Genomic DNA, 16050 nt, shown 5'->3' on the forward strand with positions numbered 1-16050 from the left:
GGCTTGATGTGCTGGGAGCGCTCCCACCTCGTCCAGGGAAGGGACCACCATGCACGGAATCCCCCACCCGTCCCCGCACTTACGGGTCATGTCCGTCCTCGGCCTCCTGGCCGCCCTGCTCCTCCCGCTCGGCTTGACGTCCGCACCCCACGCGTCGGCCGCGCCCGCGGCGGACCCCGTTCGGGTCATGCCGCTCGGCGACTCGATCACCGGCTCCCCGGGCTGCTGGCGGGCCGTGCTGTGGAACCGGCTGACCGACAGCGGACACACGGACGTCGACTTCGTCGGTACCCTCCCCCCGCAGGGCTGCGGGCAGGCGCACGACGGGGACAACGAGGGCCACGGAGGCGAGCTGGTCACCGACGTGGCGGACCGCAACCTGCTGCCCGGCCGGTTGTCCTCGACGCGTCCGGACATCGTTGTCATGCACTTCGGCACGAACGACGTCTGGAGCAGCATCGCTCCCGAACGCATCCTCGCCGCCTACACCAGGCTCGTGGCGCAGATGAGGGCCTCGAACCCGGACATGCGGATCCTGGTCGCGCAGCTGATCCCCATGAATCCCAGCTCCTGCGCGGCCTGCGCGCAGCGCGTCGTCGACCTCAACGCACGCATTCCCGGATGGGCCCGGGCGACCGGCACCGAACGGTCCCCCGTCACCGTGGTCGACCAGTGGACCGGCTTCAGCACGGCCGGCGACACCTATGACGGTGTGCACCCCAACGCCTCCGGGGACGCCAAGATCGCGGCCCGCTGGTTCCCGGCCCTGGCGGCGGCCCTCGATGCCGGCGTCCCGCAGGACCCGCAGGACCCTGGAGGGCCGGGCGGGGAGCCCGGCGCGTGCACCGCGCGCTTCCGGGCCGTCTCCTCCTGGCAGGGCGGCTACCAGGGCGAGGTGACGGTGACGAACACGTCGGGCTCCGCCGTTCCCGGCTGGACCGCGACCGTCGTACCGGCGGACGGGGCGCGTCTGACCCAGCTGTGGAACGGCTCCCTCACCACGGCCGCCGACGGCACGGCCACCGTCGCCAACGCGGCGTGGAACGGCACCCTCGGGCCGGGCGCGAGCACCGCGTTCGGTTTCGTCGCCACCTCCCCGGCGGCGGCCGGCACCCCGGCGGCGACCGTCACCTGCGTAGGGAGGGCATCCACCGGCTGACCGGCCGTGCCGAGCCGGAAGCGCCGGCACGGCACATCCGAACCCGGCCCACCCGTACCCGCCCCATACGGACCGGGCCCGTCCGAACCGGACTCACCTGAACCGGCCACCCGCAGCGGCCTCCGCCCGAACCCGGCCGTCCCGACCGGCCCCACCCTCACCTCACCGCACCCACCAGCACCCGCACCCGCACCCGCACCCGCACCCGCACCCGCACCTCAACGGCATGACCCCGTTCAGAACGACAGCGCGACCGACAACGAGTGCCACCCGACCCCCACTCCTGGAGCCGTCATGAGACTCCGCCCCACCTCTCCACGCCCGGCCACCGTGGCCGCCGCCCTGATCGCCCTCCTGCTGTCCTTCCTCGCTCTCACCCCGCCGGCCCAGGCCGCGCCCACCGGCTTCCGGGTGCAGAACGGCCGGCTGCTGGAGGCCGGCGGGAACGACTTCGTGATGCGGGGCGTCAACCACGCCCACACCTGGTATCCGGACCGCATCAGCTCCCTCGCCCACATCAAGGCCAAGGGCGCCAACACCGTGCGCGTGGTGCTCTCCAGCGGCGACCGCTGGACCCGCAACGACGCCGCCGACGTGGCGAACGTGGTCTCCCAGTGCAAGCAGAACCGGCTGATCTGCGTCCTGGAGGTGCACGACACCACGGGCTACGGCGAGCAGAGCGGAGCCGTCTCGCTCTCCCGGGCCGCCGACTACTGGATCGACGTGAAGAGCGTCCTGGCCGGCCAGGAGGACTACGTCATCGTCAACATCGGCAACGAGCCGCACGGCAACATCGGCTACGCGGCATGGACGGCCGACACCAAGGCCGCGATCCAGAAGCTCCGCGCCGCCGGGTTCCACCACACGATCATGGTCGACGCGCCGAACTGGGGCCAGGACTGGGCGTTCACGATGCGTGACAACGCCGCCTCCGTCTTCGCCGCCGACCCCGACGCCAACACCGTCTTCTCGGTCCACATGTACGGCGTCTTCGACACCGCCGCCGAGATCACCGACTACCTGAACCGGTTCGTCACGGCCAAGCTGCCCATCGTCATCGGCGAGTTCGGCCACGACCACTCGGACGGCAACCCCGACGAGGACGCCATCCTGGCGGTGGCCCAGCAGCTCCGCCTCGGATACCTCGGCTGGTCCTGGAGCGGCAACGGCGGCGGCGTCGAGTACCTGGACCTGGTGGCGAACTTCGACCCGGACCAGCTCACCTCCTGGGGGCAGCGCCTCTTCAACGGCGCGAACGGCATCGCCGCCACCGCCAAGGAGGCCGCGATCTACGGTTCCGGCGGAGGCGACACCACTCCCCCGACGGCACCCGGCACCCCCACGGCCTCCGGTGTGACCTCCTCGTCCGCAACCCTGACCTGGGCCGCCGCCTCCGACGCGACGGGCGTCACCGGCTACGACGTCGTGCGGATCAGCGGCGGCTCCGAGTCGGCCGTCACCAGCACCACCAAGACCACCGCCACCCTCACCGGCCTGTCCCCCGCGACCTCCCACACCTTCGCCGTCTACGCCCGCGACGCCGCCGGCAACCGCTCGCCCCGCTCGGGCACGGTGACGGTCACGACCCCGTCCGGCGGCTCACCGTCGGCCTGCGGTGTCGCCTACCGGGTGACGGGCAGCTGGCCCGGCGGCTTCCAGGGCGAGATCGTCCTCCGCAACACGGGCTCGTCAACGATCAACGGCTGGACGCTGCGCTGGACTTTCCCGGACAGCCAGCGCATCACCAACCTCTGGGGCGGTACGGCGACCCAGAGCGGCTCCGCGGTGAGCGTGGCGGCCGCCTCGTACACCGCGACGATCCCCGCGCCTGGGTCGGTCACCCTCGGCTTCACGGCCTCCCGCTCGACGGCCAATCCCAGCCCGACGGGCTTCACCCTGAACGGCGCCGACTGCTCCGTGAGCTGACCGCGCCCCGTGCGGTGGTGCCGCCGCGGCCCCGGCCCGGCGGCACCACCGTCGATGTGATCCGTGCTACAGCACCACGGAAAGCGGTTTACGTCGTTCCGCAGTGGTCAGGCGGCGGGGATGTCGCTCCGGCACCCCATCGCCGTATCTCCGGCAAGACGCGTCTGCACCCGTCCGGGTTCCCCGCTCGCCTCGCGGGAGGCGTGATGAGCGAGGACACCCTGCGCATCCGCGCGGTCCCGAGCGGAGCGGCGGAAGGGAAGACACCGCCCGCGCCCGAGCCGGCCGCCCGGCGGGACGCGTTCTTCGACAACGCGAAGTACCTGGCGATCGTGCTGGTGGCGATCGGGCACGCGTGGGAGCCGTTGCGGGACGGCAGCCGGGCGGCCTCCGCGCTCTACATGGTCGTGTACGCCTTCCACATGCCGGCGTTCATCGTGATCTCCGGCTATTTCTCGCGCTCCTTCGACGCGAGCCCGGGGCGGATCAAGCGCCTGATCACCGGGCTCGCCGTGCCGTACGTCGTCTTCGAGACGGCGTACACCCTGTTCACCCGGTGGACCGACCAGGAACCGGACCGTCCGGTGACGCTGCTGGACCCCCTCTACCTGACCTGGTTCCTGATCGCCCTGTTCGTCTGGCGGCTGACCACGCCGATCTGGCAGCGCGTGCGGTGGCCGCTGCCGGTCGCCCTGGTCGTCGCGATGCTGGCGACGCTCTCGCCGTCCATCGGCAACGATCTCGACCTGCAGCGCACGCTGCAGTTCCTGCCGTACTTCGTCTTCGGTCTGCTGATGCGGCCCGAGCACTTCCACCTCGTGCGGCGCCGTGCGGCGCGGATCCTCGCCGTTCCGGTCTTCGCCGGTGCGCTCGTCGTGGCCTACTGGGCGGTGCCGCGGATGAGCGGGGCCTGGTTCTACCACCGTGACAGTGCCGAGGAACTGGCCGCGCCCTCCTGGTACGGGCCGGTGATGACGCTGGTGACGTTCGGCTGCTCACTGGTCCTGGTCGCCTGCTTCCTCGCCTGGGTGCCCGGCCGCCGCATGTGGTTCACCGTGCTGGGCGCGGGCACGCTCTACGGCTACCTGCTGCACGGCTTCGTCGCGCAGGGGTCCAAGTTCTGGGGCTGGTACGAGCCGGCGTGGGTGCACCGGCCCCCGGGCGAGATCCTCGTGACGGTCGTCGCCGCGCTGCTCGTGACCGTGCTGTGCACCCCTCCGGTGCGGCGGGTGTTCCGCTGGGTGATCGAACCTGACATGGCGTGGGCGTTCCGCCGGGACGCACGCGGTCAGGCGCGGGAGCGCAACGCCGTACGGGTGTGAGCGAGCCGGGAGGGGACGGCCGCTGACGCGTTCCGCAGCCGTTCGCGGGGCGCCGCGACGCATCCACTCGCTCGTCACCCTTCTTGACGATACTGGTGTGACCGATCACAATTCTCGGCATGAATGTGACCGGTCACACAAGGCGCCCGGCGAGCATCCGGGATGTCGCCACGGCCGCGGGCGTCTCGTACCAGACGGTCTCACGGGTGATCAACGGTCATCCCAGCGTCCGGCCGTCCACCCGGGAGCGGGTACAGGCCGCCATCGAGGAGCTGGGTTTCCGGCGCAACGCCACCGCCCTCGCCCTGGCCAGCGGACGCACCCGCACCGTGACCGTGCTCACCGCGAACACCACCCACTACGGCTACGCCTCGATTCTTCAGGGCATCGAGGAGTCCGCCCGCGCGGCGTCCTACTCGGTCGGCATCGGCGTACTGGAGTCCGCCGAGGACGCGGCCGTCGCCGCCGAAGTGCGGCGCGCGACGGACACGGGCGGCGGGATCGTCGTGATCGCCTACGATCCGGCCGGCGTGCGGGCGCTGGGAGCCGTGCCCGCCGGGGTACCGGTCGTGGGCGTGGTCGAAACCCCGGCGAGCCCGCCCGGCGGCGAGAGCCCCTGGGTGTGGACCGACGACCGCGAGGCCGCCTACCAGGCGACCCGCCATCTGCTCTCCCTGGGCCACGAGACCGTGCACTACGTCGCCATCCCCTCCAGCACCCGCCGCACGAGCGCCCGCACCAGCGGCTGGCGTCAGGCGCTGAAGGAGGCGGGCGCCCCGGAACCCCGCCCGGTGCAGAGCGGCTGGGGACCGGCGGGCGGTCACGCGGCGGCGCTGGAGCTGGCGCGGGACCCGTCCGTCACCGCGATCCTGTGCGGCAACGACGACCTCGCGCTCGGCGTGCTGCGCGCCCTGCACGAGACGGGCCGCCCGGTGCCCGGCGAGGTCAGTGTGGCCGGGTTCGACGACGCCCCGCACTCGGCCTTCCTCACCCCGTCGCTGACGACCGTGCGGCTGGACTTCACCGGCCTCGGCCGGGCCGCCTTCGCCCTGCTGCACGGCGCCCTGGAGGAGTCCGCCCCGGTCGCCCCGCACCCCGTGTCGGAGCCGGAACTGGTGGTGCGGGAGAGCTCGGGCCCACCGCCTGCCCCTGCCTGAACAGCCCAGTGCGCACCGTAGCCGCGCGTTCCGCCTCCTGAACCCCACCGCGTGCGGCGAAGGGTCGTGTCCGGACATCACGAGTGGAGCCGTCAACCGACCGGAGGTCCAGCAGCGTGATCACCCCCACCCCCACGAGATCCCGCACCAGAACCGTCCTGTTCGCAGCACTCCTTGGAGCAGCCGCCATGGCAGCCACCCTTCCCGCGACCGGATCGGCGGCCGCGGTCGCCGATCCGCAGCGCCTGACCGTCGACCTGGACTCGTCCGAGGGCCCGGTGATGCTCGGCGCCAACGGCTCCCTCTACGGGCTCAGCGACGACGGGGTGCCCAGCGACGCCGTCATGGAACCGCTCAAGATCACCAGTGTCTCGCAGAAGCCGGAGGGCGGGGCCCAGCATCCCAACGGTGACGCCCTCACGGTCTCCCGCTCGTTCTTCCGCACCGGCGGCGGCGAGATCAACGTGATGATGCAGGACATCTACGCGAAGTGGCCGTACGAGGACCTCGGCATCGACGACTACCTGCCCAAGGTCGACAAGATCGTCAAGGAGATATCGGCCGACCCGAACAGCGACCGCTTCGTCTACATCCCGTTCAACGAGCCCGACCAGATCTGGTACAAGCTCGACGTCAAGGACCCGGCCCAGTACGAGAAGAACCGCGACCGGTTCTTCCAGGACTGGAAGACGGTGTATCGGCGCATCCGCGCGATCGACCCGGACGCGCGGATCGCCGGGCCCAACGAGGCCGCGTACCACACCCGCCTGCTGAGGGACTTCCTCGCTTTCGCCCAGCGGGAGAACGTGCTCCCCCAGGTGATGACCTGGCACGAGCTCGGCTCGGGTTCGCTGCGCGACTTCCAGGCCCACTACGACGACTACCGGAGGCTGGAGCGCGAGGCGGGCATCGCCCCGCTGAAGATCAACATCGACGAGTACGCCAACCGCCGCGACCTGTCCGTGCCCGGGCAGCTCGTGCAGTGGGTGTCGATGTTCGAGCGCAACAAGGTGTACGCCAACATGGCGTACTGGGACGCCGCCGGCAATCTCAGCGGCCAGATGGTGCGCACCAACGTCCCCAACGGCGGCTGGTGGCTGTTCCGCTGGTACGCGGGCCTGACCGGAAACACGGTGAAGGTGACGCCGCCCCGGCCGAACACCGTCGACACCCTCCAGGGCCTCGCCTCCCTCGACACCTCCCGCCGCCAGGCCCAGGTGCTGCTCGGGGGCGCGGACGGCGACGCGGACGTGGTCGTGAGGAACGTACCGCGGTCCGCTTTCGGCCGTACGGTCACCGCGACCGTCGCCGAGGCCGCCTGGTCGGGGTACGAGGGGCAGCACGCGGCGCCGCGGGTCCTCGCGCGCACGAAGGTCACGATCGCACAGGACGGCTCGGCGACCGTCCCGCTGCGCGGCCTGCACAAGATGTCCGCGTACCGGATCGTGCTCACCCCCGGCGGCTCGGGCACCCCGTCGGCCGTCTCCGTCCCGTGGTCGGCGTCGTACGAGGCCGAGGACGCGGCCATCACCGACGGCAAGGTCTACACCCAGGGCACGGTGAGCAACGCCAACGGCTACGCGGCCTCCGGCACCAAGGACGTCGGCTCCCTCAACCAGCCCGGCAGCCAGGTCGCGTTCACGGTGGACGTGCCGAAGGACGGCACCTACGACCTGGCGATCCTCTACGGCAACCAGTCCGGCGGCCCCGCCACACAGAGGCTGACCGTCGACGGCGCCGACCCGGTGACCGTCACCTACGCCTCCACGGAGAACTGGACCTACCGCGCCAAGAAGGACGTCGGCCACCGGCTGACGGCGGGAACACACCAGGTGGTGCTGGCCAAGGGCGACGCCGAGGTCACGCTCGACCGGATCGACCTGACGGCCCGCACGGGCGCGCCCTGCGCGTCGTACGAGGCGACCCTGGCGGACATCAGCGGCAGGCCGTCCTACGACTACACGTCCTCGGCCGGCGTGGGCACGGGTGCCCTGGTGCTGCGCCCGGGAGACAAGGCCGTCTTCGACGTCTACGCCCCGCGCGACGGCTACTACACGGTCACCCCGCGGACCTCGGCCTCGGTGAAGCTCGCCCTGCACGGCGGGACCGTCACGGCGGCGCCCGGCCGCCCGTTGCGGCTGTACCTCGTCGCGGGCAACAACCGGGTCGCGATGACGTCGGGACACGCCGCCGTCCGCTCCCTCGACGTCACGGGCGACGGCTCGGCGGCGGGCACCCTCTCCTACGAGGGCGCATCGGCCACCCTCGCGGGTGGCGCGAAACTCGTCGACTCCCCGCACGCCTCCGCAGGCTCGTTCATCGGGGAGCTGGGCAACAGCCCCTCCAGCACAGCCGAGTTCACGGTGAACGCCCCCAGGCCCGGCCGGTACGTGCTGGTCGTCCACTACGCCCACAACGACCGCCGGGACAACGGCCACGCCTACAACACGGACATCATGTCCCGTACGGCTGACATCACGGTCGGGAGCGCCGCACCGCGGAAGGTCACTTTCAAGAACACCTGGAGCGAGGACGACTACTGGACGGTCGGCGTCCCGGTCGATCTGGTGAAGGGAACGAACAAGGTGACGTTCGGCAACGCCACCGCCTGGGCGCCGGACATCGACCGGATCGAGCTGGGCCGCGTCGTGGGCTGAGCCGTGCGGTGAGGAACCGATCCGGAGCCGCAGTCCGCCGTGGAGGCGGGCTGCGGCACCGTCATGTCCACAGGTGATCGCTTTTCGGCCAATCCCGGCCGACGGGGAGCCACGACACGGCCTCCCACCGTCCGCGCACCCTATACTTCTACAAGCTTGTAGAAGACAGCACACGCACATGAAGGAGTGGACGCCACCATGGTGTTCAAACGACTGCTCGGCGCGCTCGGTGTCGGCGGCCCCACGGTCGACACGGTCCTCGACCCCGCTCCCGTCCGGCCCGGCGGCACCCTCACCGGCCTGGTCCACCTCACGGGCGGCAAGGCCGACTTCGAGATCGAGCACATCACCCTGGAGCTGGTGGCCCGGGTCGAGGCGGAGCACCAGGGCGGTGAGAGCGAGGGCGTCCTGGCCTTCGACCGGTTCACCGTCGGCGGCGGCTTCCGGCTCGCGGAGGGCGAGCAGCGCAGCGTGCCGTTCAGCGTCGTCCTGCCGTGGGAGACACCGGTCACCGAACTGCACGGGCAGAACCTGGGCGTGGTCCTCGGGGTGCGCACCGAGCTGTCGGTGGCGGGCGCGAAGGACAAGGGCGACCTGGACCGGCTGAACGTCTCGCCGCTGCCGGCGCAGGAGGCCGTACTGGAAGCCCTCGGCGGGCTGGGGTTCGCCTTCAGGTCGGCCGATCTCGAGTACGGGCGCATCGGCGGTACGGGTCAGCGACTGCCCTTCTATCAGGAGATCGAGCTCCTCCCCGCTCCGCAGTACGCGCAGCAGATCAACGAGATCGAGCTGACGTTCCTGGCGAACCCGGGCGGCATGGAGGTGGTGCTGGAAGCGGACAAGAGGGGCGGCTTCCTGTCGCCCGGCCACGACGCGCTCACCCGGTTCACTGTTTCCCATGACGGAGTGGAGCAACAGGACTGGCCCGCGGTCGTCGACGGCTGGATGCGGCAACTGGCCGAGCACCGGGCGTCGTACGCCACCCCCGCCGGGTACGGCTCGCCCATGAACCACGGCTCCCCCGCCCACTTCGGCCCGGGCGAGCCCGGACACAAGGGGCAGCACCACGACGGCGGCCGCTCGGGCCCCGGCATGGGCACGGCCGTCGCCGCGGGTGCGGCCGGACTCGCGGCCGGAGTCGTCGGCGGCATGGTCGCGGGTGAAGTCGTCGACGAGGTCGGGGACTTCTTCGAGGGGGACGAGGAGGACGAGGGCTGAGGCGGGGCGGGCCGGGCCCCTCGCGTCGAGGGGCGCACCGACCGGCCGGCCGCTCCCCGGCGGAGTCTGTCCACGGGCGTGCGGCTTCGCGACGCCCCCCCCGGAAGGGCACGGGGAGGCGCCCCGGCCCGTCAGAGGGGTGTCGCGGCGTGCAGGATGAGGACCATCGTCACCGCCGAGTTCGCCGACGACATCGCCGAGGCGGCCGTGCCCGCGGCCGCCCCCCACGCCGCCAGTCCGACCGCCGTGAACGCCGGTGGCCAGTGCCGCACGGCAGGGGCGGGGCCGAGCAGCGCCGCCACCCGGCGCGGTACCGGCCCGGGCGCGGCGAGTTGGGCGAGGGCGGGATGCGGGGTGCCCCGCGAGACGAGCGCGGCCGTGCCGATCGCCCGGGCCACCGTACGGCGGCTGCCGACCGCCCGGGCCGCCTCCTCGTCCGCCCACCGCTCCGCCGTGTACGCCACTGCGGTGCGCAGCGGCCGCAGGAACGGGTTGGCACGGGCCGCCAGCTGCACGGCGAGCAGGAAGCGGTCGTGGCGTGCGGCGAGATGCGCCCGCTCATGGGCGAACAGGGCCCGCCGCTCGGCCGGCCGGAGCCGGTCCAGCAGGGCCGTGGTCACCACGACACGGCCACGCCCCCGGCGCGGCCTCCGCCCGTCGGCGCGCGGACCAGCACCCCCACGGCGGCCTCCGGGCGGCAGCGCGTAGGCGTAGGGCTCGGCGTCGGGCAGTACCGCCACCTCCGTGCCCCGCAGCCCGGCGAGGGCCAGATGCGCCCGGCGGCGCACCCGTCCGTGCCGTCGCACCGTCCGGACACAGGCGACGACCACCGCGCACAGCGCGGGAATCGCGGCCTTGCCCACGACCTCGTCGTGGGGCACCGCTGCCCGCACCTCGGGGTCGGACCAGCCGTCCGGCAGCGGATTGCCGGGCAGTTGGGCGGTGCCGACCACCATCACCAGCGCCAGGCACACCGTGCTGCACAGTGCCAGCACCACGGCCAGCACCGTCAGCAGCCGGGTCGCGGTGCGCGGATGCAGATGCTGTTCGGCCAGGCGCGCCATCGGCCAGGCCGTGAGCGGCAGGACGAGTGGCAGAAAGACGAAGACCCCCATGAGGCTTCAGTCGTCCCCTTCGCCCTGGGCCTGCTCGAGCAGCTGACGCAGCAGCTGTTCCTCGTCCGGGCCGAGACCCGTGATGAAACTGGCCAGCACCGCTCCGCGGTCGCTCTCGGCGTCCAGCACCTTGCGCATCTTGCGGGCGGCCAGGCCCGCCTGGTCCGAGGCCGGTGTCCAGGCGAAGGACCGGCCGACCCGCTCCCGGGTGACCGCGCCCTTGCCCAGCAGCCGGGTCAGGATCGTGATCACCGTGGTGTACGCCAGATCACCGCCGAGGCGTTCCTGCACCCAGCCGGCCGTGGCCGGGCCGTCCGCCTCCCGCAGCGCGGACAGCACCAGCGCCTCCAGCTCGCCCTGTCCCCGCCGGGGACGCTGCCCGGGGTCCGTCACCGCCCTGCCTCCCTCACGCCGCCGTGTGTCGCCCTCACGGCCATCGTATAGATCCACGGCCCGGCCCCACCTACTTCTACAGTGTTGTAGATTTCAGAATGACATCACACCGCACACGTCAAGCGCTCAAGAAGGAGTACCCCGTGGGAGTTTCCCTGTCCAAGGGCGGCAACGTCTCGCTCAGCAAGGAGGCGCCGGGTCTCACCGCCGTCCTGGTCGGACTGGGCTGGGACGTGCGCACGACGACCGGGGTCGACTACGACCTCGACGCCTCCGCCCTGCTCCTCGACGCCTCCGGCAAGGTCCCCTCGGACCAGCACTTCGTCTTCTACAACAACCTCAAGAGCCCGGACGGCTCGGTCGAGCACACCGGCGACAACCTCACCGGTGAGGGCGAGGGGGACGACGAGTCCGTCAAGGTGAACCTCGCCGCCGTGCCCGCCGGCATCGACAAGATCGTGTTCCCGGTGTCGATCCACGACGCCGGCAACCGCGGCCAGAGCTTCGGACAGGTCAGCAACGCCTTCATCCGGGTCGTCAACCAGGCGGGCGGCCAGGAGATCGCCCGCTACGACCTGTCCGAGGACGCCTCCACGGAGACCGCGATGGTCTTCGGCGAGCTCTACCGGCACGGCAGTGAGTGGAAGTTCCGCGCGGTCGGCCAGGGCTACGCCTCGGGCCTGGCCGGTATCGCCTCCGACTTCGGCGTCAACGTCTGACACGGACCGACCGCGCCGCCGGGCCCGACCAGTGTGGGCCGGGCCCGGCGGCCGCATCAGCAACCGACCGGGAGACCCTGTGGCCGACCTGTCCCGCCTCCGCCCGGACGACCGCGCGGACTTCGAAGCCGTCCTGCACCACGCGCTGGGCACCGCGGACATCCGTGGCGCCCTGGGCGCCGACCCGACCGGCCGGGCGGCGGCGCACCTGCGCGCGCACGCGCTCGCCCACGCCGACGACATCGCGGCGGCGGCCGAGCAGCCCTACCGCTCCTACCTCGCCGTGCGCCGGGCGGCCCGGCAGGAGGCGCGACACCCGCTCGGTACGGGCGAGCTGCTGCCGGCCCTCGCGGTGCTCACCCCGCTCGTGTCCGGCACATCCGCCGCGGCGCTGCTCCTGATCGGCGGGCTGCTCCGCATCGCCGACGCCCTCGGACCCCTGCCCGGATCGCTCGTCGCGGCCGGCTGGACCCTGGCGCTGGTGGCTGCCCTGACCGGCCTCGCCGCCCTGGCCGCGCTGCTGCACACGGCCCTGCGCCGGCGTGGCGGGCCCCCGGCGGCCGACCAGGTGGAGCACGCCCGGCTGGTCTGGCGGCAGGAGCTGCTCGACCGCGGGATGCTGCCCCACCTGCGCCGGCACCTGGTGCCGCATCCCGGGACGGCGGCCACACCGTGCCTGCCGCCCGATACGCTCACGCCGTGCCCGGCCCGGGCGAGAGAGGACAGGACACCATGTTCGGACTGAGCGAGCTCGCGATCATTCTCATCGTCGTCATAGCCGTCATCGGGATGAAGAAGCTCCCCGAGCTGACCCGTTCGGCCGGAAAGGCGGCCCGCATCCTCAAGGCCGAGGCACGCGCGGCGAAGGACGAGGAGGCCGGGACGGCCCCCGCGCCGCGGGTGGTCCAGGGCGAGATCGTCCCGCCGGGCACCGGCACGACCCCGCCCGGCACCCGGGCGGCGGGCGCCCCGGACCATCCCTGATCCGACGCCGACTACAGCGTGCGCTCCAGGCGGTCCGCCACGAGCCTGACGAAGCGCGCCGGGTCCTTGGGCTGACCGCCCTCGGCGAGCACCGCCAGGGCGTGCAGGAGCTCCGCTGACTCGGCGAGCTCCGCACGCTCCTCGCCGGCCTGGTAGGCCTGGTGGAGGCCCTTCACCAGCGGATGGCCCGGATTGAGCTCCAGGATCCGCTTGGTGCGCGGCACCTCCTGACCCATCGCCCGGTACATGTTCTCCAGGGCCGGGGTCAGGTCGTGCGCGTCGGAGACGACGCAGGCCGGGGAGACGGTGAGCCGCGTGGAGAGACGGACCTCCTTGATGTCCTCGTCGAGCCGCTCCCGCATCCAGCCGAGCAGCCCGGCGAACTCCTCGGCCTGCTTCTCCCGCTCCTCGCCGGCCTTGTCCGCGTCCTCGGCGTCGAGGTCGATCTCGCCCTTGGTGACCGACCGCAGCTTCTTGCCCTCGTACGCGCCGACGGCGTCGACCCAGACCTCGTCGACGGCGTCGGTGAGCAGCAGGACCTCGATGCCCTTGTCCCGGAACGCCTCCATGTGCGGGGAGTTCTCGATGCTCTGCCGGGACTCCCCGGTGATGAACCAGATGTCGTCCTGGCCGTCCTGCATCCGCTCCACGTACTGAGCGAGCGTGGTCGGTTCGTCGTCGGAGTGCGTGGTCGCGAACGAGGAGACGGCGAGGATGGCGTCGCGGTTCTCGGGGTCGGTGACCAGACCCTCCTTCAGGGCGGTGCCGAACTCCCGCCAGAACGTGGCGTAGCGCTCGGCGTCCTTGGTCTTGATCTCCTTGACCGTGGACAGCACCTTCTTGGTCAGCCGGCGCTGCATCATCCGGATGTGCCGGTCCTGCTGCAGGATCTCGCGGGAGACGTTGAGCGAGAGGTCCTGCGCGTCGACGACGCCCTTGACGAAGCGGAGGTAGGGCGGCAGCAGCGCCTCGCAGTCGTCCATGATGAACACGCGCTTCACATACAGCTGGACGCCGCGCTTGAAGTCCCGCGTGAACAGGTCGTGCGGGGCGTGCGAGGGCACGAAGAGCAGGGCCTGGTACTCGAAGGTGCCCTCGGCCTGGAGCCGGATCGTCTCCAGGGGCTCACGCCAGTCGTGGCTGATGTGCTTGTACAGCTCGTGGTACTCGTCGTCGGACACCTCGTCGCGCGAACGCGCCCACAGGGCCTTCATCGAGTTGAGCGTCTCGGGCTCGGGCGCGTCCTGCCCGTCCTCGGCCTCTGGGACCATCCGGATCGGCCAGGTGATGAAGTCCGAGTAGCGCTTGACGATCTCCCGGATCTTCCACTCGGAGGTGTAGTCGTGCAGCTGGTTCTCGGGGTCGGCGGGCTTGAGGTGGAGCGTCACGGACGTGCCCTGCGGCGCGTCGTCGACCCGCTCCAGGGTGTACGTGGCCTCGCCGCGCGACGTCCAGCGGGTCCCCTGGCTCTCGCCGGCGCGGCGGGTCACCAGCGTCACCTCGTCGGCCGCCATGAAGCCCGAGTAGAAGCCGACACCGAACTGGCCGATGAGACCCTCGGCCCCGCCCGCGTCCTTGGCCTCCTTCAGCTCCTGGAGGAACGTGGCCGTTCCCGAGTTGGCGATGGTGCCGATGAGCTGCCCGACCTCGTCGTACGACATGCCGATGCCGTTGTCCCGCACCGTGAGGGTGCGGGCCTCCTTGTCGACGTCGAGCTCGATGTGCAGGTCCGACACATCGGCGTCGAGGGAGTCGTCCCGCAGCTTCTCCAGACGCAGCTTGTCGAGCGCGTCGGAGGCGTTGGAGACGAGCTCCCGCAGGAAGACATCCTTGTTCGAGTAGACCGAGTGGATCATCAGCTGGAGCAGCTGACGCGCCTCTACCTGGAACTCAAACGTTTCGGTCGTCATGGTTCGCGAATCCCTCACAGGTCCCACAGTCGCCTGAACTGGTGGTAGTCACTGTAAAACACCAAGTCAGGCCGGGGCACCGGAAGTCAGACGAGGTGGGCGAAGACGACCAGGTTCTCGGTGTAGTCCCGCGCCTGACGGTCGTAGGAACCGGAGCAGGTGATGAGCCGGACCTGGGCTCTCGGGGTGTCGCCGTACACGCGCTCGCTGGGGAAGTCGTCCTTCTCGAACGACTCCGTGGCGTCCACGACGAAGGTCGCCTTGCTGCCGTCGGCCCGCGCGACCTGGAACCGGTCGCCCTTCTTCAGCGCACTCAGCCCGGCGAACACGGCCGGTGAGGTCGCGGTGTCCACGTGGCCGGCGATGATCGCGGTGCCGGCCTCGCCGGGTGTGTGGCCCTTGGCGTACCAGCCGACGAGGTTGGTGTCGTTCGGCGGCGGGGGCTCCAGCTGGCCGAAGTCGTTGAGGGCGAGGTCGGTGAAGGGTGCGTCGACCGAGATCTTGGGGATGAGCAGACGGACCGGCCGGGACCGTGGCAGGTGCGGGCCGTCGGACCGGTCCGGCGCCGTGGACGCGGGCGTGTCGGGCAGGTCGGGGACGGCCGAGGAGGCGGCCACGGCGGGCGGTGCGTGCGGCGGGCCGGCGTCGTCGGACGACTCACCGCTGCCGCCGAACAGGTTCACGGTCAGCACGAGGGCGGCCACCGACCAGACCACCGTCACGACGGCGCGGAAGCGCCGCTTCGACGGTGTGGGGCCGAGGCCGGAAAGGGCGGGGGGAGGGGCTGCCATCAGGGACCACCTCATTCGGGCACGGCAGCGGGCACGACACGCGGGGAAGGGGGGACGAGCCGGGCCGCCGCGACGTGAGGGCACGTGCGGCGGCCACGGCGGCCATGACGTCAGGCATCGGTCATGCGGCGCCCTGCGTGGCCTTCCGGCGGCGCAGCGCGTACATGCCGGTGCCGGCGACCGCGAGCGCGGCCAGCCCGCCGGCGGTCACACCCGGCGCGGAGGCCAGCCCGCCACCACCGGTGTGCATGCCACCACGCGGCTTGTCGTGCTTGCCCTCCCAGGAGCCCTTCTCGTGCTTGTCGCCCCAGTCGCCCTTCTCGTGCTTGTCACCCCAGTCGCCGTTCCCGTCCTCGTCCTGCTTGCCGCCCCAGTCGTCCTCGCCCCGGTACGTGTCAGGGTCGTGCTTGGGGTTGTCCCAGTCGTCCGAGTTCACCGAGGCCAGCGCGCCGCCGCCGGTGCGCATGCCGCCGTGCGGCTTGCCGTGCTCGTGGTGCTTGCCCTCCCAGTCGCCCTTGTCGTGTCCGTGCTCCTTGCCGTGCTCCTCGTGCTTGCCCCCTTCGTCGCCCTTGGCGGCGTGGGAGTCCTTGTCGTGGTGGGAGCCGTCCCAGTCGTCCGAGTTCACCGAGGCCAGCGCGCCGCCGCCGGTGCGCATGCCGCCGTGCGGCTTGCCGTGCTCGTGGTGCTTGCCCTCCCAGT

14 protein-coding genes are annotated in these 16050 nt (G+C 71.7%); 9 read left to right on the forward strand and 5 right to left on the reverse strand.

What is annotated here, in order from left to right; genetic code table 11:
• Window positions 1-49 precede the first annotated feature (49 nt).
• The 6 genes from AB0F04_RS27020 (at window position 50) to AB0F04_RS27045 (ending at window position 9439) form a co-directional block, all read left to right on the forward strand.
• Entirely contained in the window at window positions 50-1159 is a 1110-nt protein-coding gene (locus AB0F04_RS27020) for a GDSL-type esterase/lipase family protein (protein ID WP_362045543.1), read from the forward strand.
• A 294-nt stretch (window positions 1160-1453) separates the two neighbouring features.
• On the forward strand, window positions 1454-3085 hold the full coding sequence (locus tag AB0F04_RS27025; RefSeq protein WP_362045546.1) for a cellulase family glycosylhydrolase: 1632 nt from the start codon (window positions 1454-1456) through the stop codon (window positions 3083-3085).
• A gap of 206 nt (window positions 3086-3291) precedes the next feature.
• On the forward strand, window positions 3292-4407 hold the full coding sequence (locus AB0F04_RS27030) for an acyltransferase family protein (RefSeq protein ID WP_362045549.1): 1116 nt from the start codon (window positions 3292-3294) through the stop codon (window positions 4405-4407).
• 119 nt (window positions 4408-4526) lie between these two features.
• On the forward strand, window positions 4527-5564 hold the full coding sequence (locus AB0F04_RS27035) for a LacI family DNA-binding transcriptional regulator (RefSeq protein WP_362045552.1): 1038 nt from the start codon (window positions 4527-4529) through the stop codon (window positions 5562-5564).
• A 188-nt stretch (window positions 5565-5752) separates the two neighbouring features.
• Complete coding sequence (locus AB0F04_RS27040; RefSeq protein WP_362045555.1) at window positions 5753-8221, forward strand: CBM35 domain-containing protein; 2469 nt, start codon at window positions 5753-5755, stop codon at window positions 8219-8221.
• Between the two features lie 198 nt (window positions 8222-8419).
• A complete protein-coding gene (locus AB0F04_RS27045) occupies window positions 8420-9439 on the forward strand; it encodes a sporulation protein (protein ID WP_362045558.1) in 1020 nt (339 codons plus the stop codon).
• A gap of 131 nt (window positions 9440-9570) precedes the next feature.
• Here AB0F04_RS27045 and AB0F04_RS27050 read toward each other — a convergent pair whose 3' ends face one another.
• A complete protein-coding gene (locus AB0F04_RS27050; protein WP_362045561.1) occupies window positions 9571-10554 on the reverse strand; it encodes a M56 family metallopeptidase in 984 nt (327 codons plus the stop codon).
• 6 nt (window positions 10555-10560) lie between these two features.
• Complete coding sequence (locus AB0F04_RS27055; protein WP_362045563.1) at window positions 10561-10947, reverse strand: BlaI/MecI/CopY family transcriptional regulator; 387 nt, start codon at window positions 10945-10947, stop codon at window positions 10561-10563.
• 143 nt (window positions 10948-11090) lie between these two features.
• Between AB0F04_RS27055 and AB0F04_RS27060 the strand changes: the two genes are divergently transcribed.
• The 3 genes from AB0F04_RS27060 to AB0F04_RS27070 all read left to right on the forward strand — a co-directional run bounded on the left by AB0F04_RS27060 (window position 11091) and on the right by AB0F04_RS27070 (window position 12650).
• Entirely contained in the window at window positions 11091-11666 is a 576-nt protein-coding gene (locus AB0F04_RS27060) for a TerD family protein (protein WP_351640199.1), read from the forward strand.
• A gap of 79 nt (window positions 11667-11745) precedes the next feature.
• The gene (locus AB0F04_RS27065; RefSeq protein WP_362045567.1) at window positions 11746-12411 is read left to right on the forward strand and encodes a hypothetical protein; all 666 of its coding nucleotides are present in this window, start codon (window positions 11746-11748) and stop codon (window positions 12409-12411) included.
• Window positions 12399-12650 carry a twin-arginine translocase TatA/TatE family subunit gene (locus tag AB0F04_RS27070; protein ID WP_104785213.1) on the forward strand — a complete coding sequence of 84 codons (252 nt, stop codon included), beginning with the start codon at window positions 12399-12401 and terminating at the stop codon, window positions 12648-12650. The genes AB0F04_RS27065 and AB0F04_RS27070 overlap by 13 nt, the downstream gene beginning before the upstream one ends.
• An 11-nt stretch (window positions 12651-12661) precedes the next feature.
• Here the strand turns inward: AB0F04_RS27070 and htpG are convergent, their stop codons facing one another.
• From htpG to AB0F04_RS27085, 3 genes are all read right to left on the reverse strand, one after another.
• Window positions 12662-14560 (reverse strand): molecular chaperone HtpG, encoded by a 1899-nt coding sequence (htpG, locus tag AB0F04_RS27075; protein ID WP_362045571.1) that lies wholly within the window; start codon window positions 14558-14560, stop codon window positions 12662-12664.
• An 86-nt stretch (window positions 14561-14646) separates the two neighbouring features.
• Complete coding sequence (locus AB0F04_RS27080) at window positions 14647-15351, reverse strand: class F sortase (RefSeq protein WP_362045573.1); 705 nt, start codon at window positions 15349-15351, stop codon at window positions 14647-14649.
• Between the two features lie 121 nt (window positions 15352-15472).
• Window positions 15473-16006 carry a hypothetical protein gene (locus AB0F04_RS27085; protein ID WP_362046228.1) on the reverse strand — a complete coding sequence of 178 codons (534 nt, stop codon included), beginning with the start codon at window positions 16004-16006 and terminating at the stop codon, window positions 15473-15475.
• Between the last annotated feature and the right edge of the window lie 44 nt (window positions 16007-16050).

Origin of the sequence: Streptomyces sp. NPDC029041 (assembly GCF_040637515.1) — a bacterium.
Taxonomy (GTDB): Bacteria; Actinomycetota; Actinomycetes; order Streptomycetales; family Streptomycetaceae; genus Streptomyces.

Coding starts and splice junctions, on each gene's coding strand:
- AB0F04_RS27050 (WP_362045561.1), bottom strand. CDS start 10,554: ATGGGGGTCTTCGTCTTTCTGCCACTCGTCCTGCCGCTCACGGCCTGG.
- AB0F04_RS27045 (WP_362045558.1), top strand. CDS start 8,420: ATGGTGTTCAAACGACTGCTCGGCGCGCTCGGTGTCGGCGGCCCCACG.
- AB0F04_RS27020 (WP_362045543.1), top strand. CDS start 50: ATGCACGGAATCCCCCACCCGTCCCCGCACTTACGGGTCATGTCCGTC.
- AB0F04_RS27080 (WP_362045573.1), bottom strand. CDS start 15,351: ATGGCAGCCCCTCCCCCCGCCCTTTCCGGCCTCGGCCCCACACCGTCG.
- AB0F04_RS27085 (WP_362046228.1), bottom strand. CDS start 16,006: ATGCGCACCGGCGGCGGCGCGCTGGCCTCGGTGAACTCGGACGACTGG.
- AB0F04_RS27025 (WP_362045546.1), top strand. CDS start 1,454: ATGAGACTCCGCCCCACCTCTCCACGCCCGGCCACCGTGGCCGCCGCC.
- AB0F04_RS27035 (WP_362045552.1), top strand. CDS start 4,527: ATGAATGTGACCGGTCACACAAGGCGCCCGGCGAGCATCCGGGATGTC.
- AB0F04_RS27070 (WP_104785213.1), top strand. CDS start 12,399: ATGTTCGGACTGAGCGAGCTCGCGATCATTCTCATCGTCGTCATAGCC.
- AB0F04_RS27040 (WP_362045555.1), top strand. CDS start 5,753: ATGGCAGCCACCCTTCCCGCGACCGGATCGGCGGCCGCGGTCGCCGAT.
- AB0F04_RS27030 (WP_362045549.1), top strand. CDS start 3,292: ATGAGCGAGGACACCCTGCGCATCCGCGCGGTCCCGAGCGGAGCGGCG.
- htpG (WP_362045571.1), bottom strand. CDS start 14,560: ATGACGACCGAAACGTTTGAGTTCCAGGTAGAGGCGCGTCAGCTGCTC.